The 6,391-nt window shown below is 67.3% G+C and carries 5 protein-coding genes and 1 pseudogene; 4 read left to right on the top strand and 2 right to left on the bottom strand.

The features are described from left to right. The 3 genes and pseudogenes from ON39_RS32345 to ON39_RS32335 all read left to right on the top strand — a co-directional run. A pseudogene (locus ON39_RS32345) lies at positions 1-483 on the top strand (hypothetical protein); the annotation flags it as partial. Between the two features lie 286 nt (positions 484-769). Further along, positions 770-2,602: a phosphoenolpyruvate carboxykinase (GTP) gene (locus tag ON39_RS32340; protein ID WP_040739888.1), complete on the top strand. Its 1,833-nt coding sequence runs from the start codon at positions 770-772 to the stop codon at positions 2,600-2,602. A gap of 634 nt (positions 2,603-3,236) precedes the next feature. Continuing rightward, on the top strand, positions 3,237-3,440 hold the full coding sequence (locus ON39_RS32335; RefSeq protein ID WP_040739887.1) for a hypothetical protein: 204 nt from the start codon (positions 3,237-3,239) through the stop codon (positions 3,438-3,440). On the opposite strand, the gene ON39_RS32330 is transcribed toward ON39_RS32335, so the two are convergent. Then, entirely contained in the window at positions 3,441-4,883 is a 1,443-nt protein-coding gene (locus ON39_RS32330; protein ID WP_040739886.1) for an aldehyde dehydrogenase, read from the bottom strand. A gap of 208 nt (positions 4,884-5,091) precedes the next feature. On the opposite strand from ON39_RS32330, the gene ON39_RS32325 reads away from it, so the two are divergent. Next, positions 5,092-5,394, top strand: a complete 303-nt coding sequence (locus tag ON39_RS32325) for a hypothetical protein (RefSeq protein ID WP_040739885.1) — start codon at positions 5,092-5,094, stop codon at positions 5,392-5,394. On the opposite strand, the gene ON39_RS32320 is transcribed toward ON39_RS32325, so the two are convergent. Further along, positions 5,395-6,177: a class I SAM-dependent methyltransferase gene (locus tag ON39_RS32320; RefSeq protein WP_051187402.1), complete on the bottom strand. Its 783-nt coding sequence runs from the start codon at positions 6,175-6,177 to the stop codon at positions 5,395-5,397. It lies immediately after the preceding gene. Positions 6,178-6,391: the final 214 nt, after the last annotated feature.

Here is a 6,391-nt window from a genome sequence, read left to right as displayed (position 1 = left end):
GCGCCCAGGGTCGGGCCCGACCCCGATCCGCGGCACCGTGGTGTCGAAGATCACCTCATGATCGCCCTCGGCGCGTCGGCCGGCGTCGGCCTCGGCCGGCTGTTGGTTTCGCCACTTTCTCTGGTGCCCGCGCTGGATTTCGCGAGCGTGCCGGTGACCCTGCTGCTCGGCGCGGGCGCGGCGGGCTGGGTGGTGCGGGCGCGCGGGCAGCTGGCCGATCGCGCGCACGTGCGCCAGTGGGTGTCCGACGCGCTGATCAATGTAAAAGCCCAGCTCGAGCAGCGGGTCGCCACCGCGCTCGTGGAAACCGAGACGGTGCTGGCCGATCGAGTCGTGCAGGAGAGCACGGCCCGCATGGTGCAGACCGATCGCCGCGTCGCCGAACTCGAGGGTCGTTTACGGCGCATGATCGCCGAACAACCCGGCCAACTGGCCGCGTGCGAACGAGATATCGCGATCCTCGACCGGTGGATCACGGGTTGATCAACTCATAAGAATGGGTACATAGTGACGAACCCGATTCCGTACCGGTCGTCACATCGCGTTAATCTCTAATCAGGAACTTGGGCGTCCGCTAAGTCCTCGTCCGCCGTCCAGCCGGGGCGCGCTTTCGACTGGTACGTAGCGGGTGCCTTCCCGCCAATGGTGGCGCTCGGTGCGTTCGCGCTGGTCAACTGGGCCTACTCGTAGCGACTGCTTGCAGGTCGCTCGAAATGGTCAGCCCCGGCGGCGACGCATCGTAGGGACCGCCCATCTCAGGAGAGTATTCATGACCTCAGCGACCATTCCTGGTCTTCGTGGATCCGACGGCAAACCGCCGACCGAGCACAGCGAACTACTCGCCTGGGTACAGGAAGTCGCCGAACTCACTCAACCCGAGCGAGTGGTCTGGGCCGACGGTTCCGACGAAGAATGGGACCGCCTGACCACCCAGCTCGTCGAGGCGGGCACTTTCAAGCGGCTCGATCCGAAGAAGAAGCCGAATTCGTTCCTGGCGCTCTCCGATCCGTCCGACGTGGCCCGGGTGGAGTCGCGCACCTACATCTGTTCCAAGAGCGAAGCCGACGCGGGCCCCACCAACAACTGGGTCGACCCCGCCGAGATGCGCGCCACCATGACCGAGCTGTACCGCGGCTCGATGAAGGGCCGCACCCTGTACGTGGTGCCGTTCTGCATGGGCCCGCTCGGCGCCGAGGACCCCAAGCTGGGCGTGGAGATCACCGACTCCGAGTACGTCGTCGTCTCGATGCGCGTGATGACGCGAATGGGCAAGGCCGCGCTGGAGAAGCTCGGCACCGACCGCCCGTTCGTGAAGGCGCTGCACTCCGTCGGCGCGCCGCTGGCCGATGGCGAGGCCGATGTGCCGTGGCCCTGCAACGACACCAAATACATCACTCACTTCCCGGAGGACCGCGAGATCTGGAGCTACGGCTCCGGCTACGGCGGCAACGCGCTGCTCGGCAAGAAGTGCTACTCGCTGCGCATCGCCTCGGCCATGGCCCACGACGAGGGCTGGCTGGCCGAGCACATGCTGATCCTCAAGCTGATCTCCCCCGAGAACAAGGCCTACTACATCGCCGCCGCGTTCCCGAGCGCCTGCGGCAAGACCAACCTCGCGATGATCCAGCCGACCGTGCCCGGCTGGCGCGCGGAGACCCTGGGCGACGACATCGCCTGGATGCGCTTCGGCAAGGACGGCCGCCTCTACGCGGTGAATCCCGAGTACGGCTTCTTCGGCGTCGCGCCGGGCACCAACCACAGCTCGAACCCGAACGCCATGGCCACCATGGAGGCGGGCAACACGGTCTACACCAACGTCGCGCTGACCGACAACAACGACGTGTGGTGGGAGGGCCTGGAGGGCGAGCCCGATCACCTGATCGACTGGAAGGGCAACGACTGGTACCTCCGGGAGACCGAAACCCTTGCCGCGCACCCGAACTCGCGCTACTGCACGCCGATGTCGCAGTGCCCGATCCTGGCGCCGGAGTGGGACGACCCGCAGGGCGTGCCGATCTCGGCGATCCTGTTCGGCGGGCGCCGCAAGACCACCGTCCCGCTGGTCACCGAGTCCTTCGACTGGCAGCACGGCGTGTTCATGGGCGCCACCCTGTCCTCCGAGCAGACCGCCGCGGCCGAGGGCAAGGTCGGCACCGTGCGCCGCGACCCGATGGCGATGATCCCGTTCATGGGCTACCACGTCGGCGACTACCTGAACCACTGGATCAACCTCGGCAAGAACGCCGACGCGACCAAACTGCCGAAGATCTTCTACGTCAACTGGTTCCGGCGCGGCGCCGACGGCCGCTTCCTGTGGCCCGGCTTCGGTGAGAACTCCCGCGTGCTCGAATGGATCGTCGGCCGCGTCGACGGCACGGCCGAAGCGGAGGCCACCGCCATCGGCAACGTCCCCGTCGCCGCCCACCTCGATCTCGACGGACTGAAGGTCGATCCCGACGACGTCGACGAGGCGCTGAAGGTCGACGCCGCCGAGTGGCGCAAGGAGATTCCGCTCATCGAGGAGTGGTTCGAGTTCGTCGGCGACAAGCTCCCCTCGGGCGTGCGCGACGAGTTCGAGGCCCTGAAGGAACGTCTCGGCTGATCCGCCGTCTTCGACCGCCCGCCCCGTCTTGGACGGTGCGGGCGGTTTCTTTTGTGCCCCGGCCGCTTTCCATTCAGTCCGTTTGGACCGAATCCACCTCGGATATACCAGCCTTGTGCCTGCGGCAACGCGGGCTCTGGCGAGTGGCACATGGTGGAGTGGGCTCCTGCGGCATTGCCGCAGCCATGTGCCACTCGCTGTATGCCTGCGGCACAGGGTTATTCGGAGAAGGGGATCGAGGCGGAGCCGAAAACGTCGTTCTGGCAATCGAACTGGACGCACTAAGCGGGATAGTGACCGGCCTGCCCGCCGAGCCGCCTTGCGACACATGACAGATCATCATTCGACTTATCGCGTGTTTCCCACCGCGGGGAGCCCGACATGTGGTGCTATTGATGATGGTCAGTGCGCACTGGTCGCGAGCACCTGAGGTTTGCCGAAGCTCGAAGTGGGGTAGTTGCCCGGAGTGTGAGGTTTGCGCACAAGTGGCTTATGCTTGCCGTGTTCTTGGTCTCATGACTGACAGTTCGATTGCTAACCGTTAACTGATCGACTGAACTACTTCCCTATCGACATCGGGTTCCGCGGTGCTCGCGGCGAACGATGGGATCGACGCGCGAGAGGTGGTTGGAGCATGACCGATCTGGAGACCGGGGCTTCGATGACGCCCCTGGTTGCCGGTTTCGACCTGGCGACCGCTAGCACGCCGCTACGCCGCGCGGCCGGGCGTTTGCAGGCCGTCCTGCCCCCGGGCTGGCGCGTCGAGATCGTCGACGCGCCGACCCTGACGGGCCGCCACAGCGAGCCCGTCCTGCGGGTGGTCATGCCGGCCGACTGATCAGCCGGTCCAGCCCAGCGGCATGAGCAGCGACTTCTGTTCGCAGAAGGAGTCGAGGCCCTCCGGGCCGTTCTCGCGCCCGAGGCCGGAGTTCTTGTAGCCGCCGAACGGCGAGCTCGGGTCGAACGCATACCAGTTGATGGCGTAGGTCCCGGTGCGCACGCGCGCGGCGATCTCGGCGCCGTGCTCGACGTCCGCGGTCCACACCGACCCGGCCAGCCCGTAGACCGAGTCGTTGGCGATGGCGACCGCCTCGTCCTCGGTCTCGTACGGGATCACCGACAGCACCGGGCCGAAGATCTCCTCCTGGGCGATGGTCGACTTGTTGTCCACGTCGGCGAAGATCGTCGGCTCGACGTACCAGCCCCGATCCAGATCCGCCGGCCGGCCGCCGCCGAGCACGACGCGCGCGCCCTCCTCCTTGCCCTTGGCGATATAGCCCTCGACGCGCTCGCGCTGACGCTCGGAGATCAGCGGGCCGAGCTGCACGGTGGGGTCGTTGGGGTCGCCGACCTTCATCGTCCGCACGTGCGCGACCAGCGCGTCGAGAATCTCGTCGTAGCGGCCGCGCGGGGCGAGGATCCTGGTCTGCGCGACGCACCCCTGTCCGCTGTTCATCAGCCCGGAGAACGCCAGCACCGGGATGCCCGCGATATCCATGTCCGGCAACAGGATCGCCGCGGATTTGCCGCCGAGCTCCAGAGACACGCTCTTGAGCTGACCGGTGGCGATCGCGCCGATCTTCTTGCCGACGGCCGTGCTTCCGGTGAAGGTGACCTTGTCGACCCCCGGGTGCGAGACGAGATACTCGGCGGCCTCGGCCTCGGCGGGCAGCACGGAGAGCACGCCTTCGGGCAGGCCGGCCTCGGTGAAGATGTCGGCGAGCATATTGGCCGTGATCGGTGTGAGCGGCGCGGGCTTGAGCACCACCGTGCAGCCGGCCAGCAACGACGGCGCTAGCTTGTTGGCCGCGAGGAACAGCGGCACATTCCACGCGGTGACGGCCGCGACCACGCCGCGCGGTTCGCGGCTCACGCGCGAGGTGCCGAACAGGCCGGTGCGCGTCTCCTGCCACGGAAACGTCTCGGCCAGGCCGGCGCACGCGTCGAGCGCGGCGACCGCGGGAATCTGGTTGAGCGTCATCGCGATCATCTGCGGCGCGCCCATCTCGGCGGTGAGCGCGGCGAGCAGCTCGGCCGAGCGCTCCTCGATCAGCCGGGCGGCGCGGGTGAGCACCTGAGCCCGCTCTTTCGGCGGGATCTTCGGCCAGGGGCCGTGGTCGAAGGCGTGGCGGGCCGCGGCGACCGCGGCGTCGACGTCGGCGCGGTCCACCGCGGGGACGCTGCCCACCGGCTCGACCGTGGCCGGCGAGATGACCTGAACGCGCTCGGCGGTGGCTGGCGCGGTCCAGCGGCCGCCGATGAACAAGCTGTCGTAATGCATGAGAACACGTTACAGTTTTGCCCCTTCGTTGTCTGTAACCTGTTTCAGTTCTCTGTCGGAGCAGTCCCGCTGAGCAGGACCAATCCCGACCTGTCGGTTCGCTTTTCGTAGAACGCACTATTGCGTTCTGTTGCTGAGAGGAGGATGCTATAGCTACTGATCAGCTCGCTCGATTCCTGAACCGATACCACATTGGGGAGCCCGAGTCATGGCGGTGCAAGTGGTCGATCGATCGTTGATGACCAGCGATCAAACCGAGCATCAAGCGAAGAGTGTCGGTGCCGGCGGGTGGGTCGTGTCCTTCTTGCCCGGCCGGACGTTGACCATCGAGCAGGCCACCGCGGCCATGCAGGCGGCCGAGGCCGTCGCCGTCGTCGGGGTGCTGGCCGATCAAGTCGGGTTGACCACGCTGGAGACCGTCGGGCTGGCCATTCAGGAATCGCCGTGGAGCAGTCCGGCGCACGAGCCCTGCGGCCGGCGCGCCTGGCGCCGAGGCTGGCTCGAGCGCTAGCTATCGTTTGGCAGCCACCACAACGAGATTGCTCACGAGTAGCTCCCGCACGATCGGGACGCGGACCAGCCACCAGGCCCAGCGCGGGTGGTAGCGCGGGAAGACCGTCCGCACGTCGGCGGACGTGGTAGCGGCCCAACGCAATCCGTCCGCCGCGCGCACCGCGAACAGCGACTCGCCGAACCGGTTCTTCGGCTCCCTGCCCAGTTTCCGGCGATACCGGCGCGCGGCGTACTCGCCGCCGAGGTAATGCCAGGGTCCGGTCTCGTGCCCGCCGAACGGGCCGTGCCACACCGTGTAGGACAACACGATCAGCCCGCCCGGACGCGTCACCCGCACCATTTCCTCCGCCATCGACCACGGCTGCGCGACATGCTCCGCGACATTCGAGGAGAAGCAGATGTCCACCGCGTCGTCGCGGAACGGCAACGCCATTCCCGAGCCCCGCACCGCGCCCGCCACCGAAAGCCCGGCGGCGTGCATCTCCGAGGGATCCGGCTCGACCGGGATATACCGCGCGCCCGCCGCGACGAATTCGTCGGCGAAATAACCGGGGCCGCCGCCGACATCGAGAATCGTCGCCCCCGCCAAGCCATTACCCGTGAGGTCTGTGTAGAAATCGCCGATCATCGCCGCGCTGTCCTCGGCCAGGCCGCCGTAGAAGACGGCGGGATCGGTCTGCTCGAATCGGAAGCTCCCGAGCAGCCGCAGCGAGCGGCGCAATGTCGCCCGGCGGGCGAACCTGGGCGCGCCGGATCGCGCGCCGTTTTCGGCTCTCAACACGGGGGCGAGTCTCGCACAGCGACGGCTCCGCACACCGGGCAACCGGTCTCCGCGGATACTTTCCCGGCGGCGTGCCAGGTAAATGGGTCGGGGGGGCTCGATTTGTCCGTGCAGGCCGGGACACCGACCGGCCGCTGATCACCTCGTACCGCGACCTCGGGTTAGGGTGTAGCGCGATATCCGACGTTCCCGAACGGGACCACCTGACCGAGAG

The organism is Nocardia tenerifensis NBRC 101015, from assembly GCF_000308715.1.
GTDB lineage: Bacteria > Actinomycetota > Actinomycetes > Mycobacteriales > Mycobacteriaceae > Nocardia > Nocardia tenerifensis.
Note: the sequence above shows the minus strand (reverse complement) of the source record. Positions and strands in the feature narration are given on the sequence as shown.

What these genes read in the sequence shown, in the direction of transcription:
- ON39_RS32340 (WP_040739888.1), top strand. Translation starts at nt 770, where the DNA reads ATGACCTCAGCGACCATTCCTGGTCTTCGTGGATCCGACGGCAAACCG.
- ON39_RS32335 (WP_040739887.1), top strand. Translation starts at nt 3,237, where the DNA reads ATGACCGATCTGGAGACCGGGGCTTCGATGACGCCCCTGGTTGCCGGT.
- ON39_RS32330 (WP_040739886.1), bottom strand. Translation starts at nt 4,883, where the DNA reads ATGCATTACGACAGCTTGTTCATCGGCGGCCGCTGGACCGCGCCAGCC.
- ON39_RS32325 (WP_040739885.1), top strand. Translation starts at nt 5,092, where the DNA reads ATGGCGGTGCAAGTGGTCGATCGATCGTTGATGACCAGCGATCAAACC.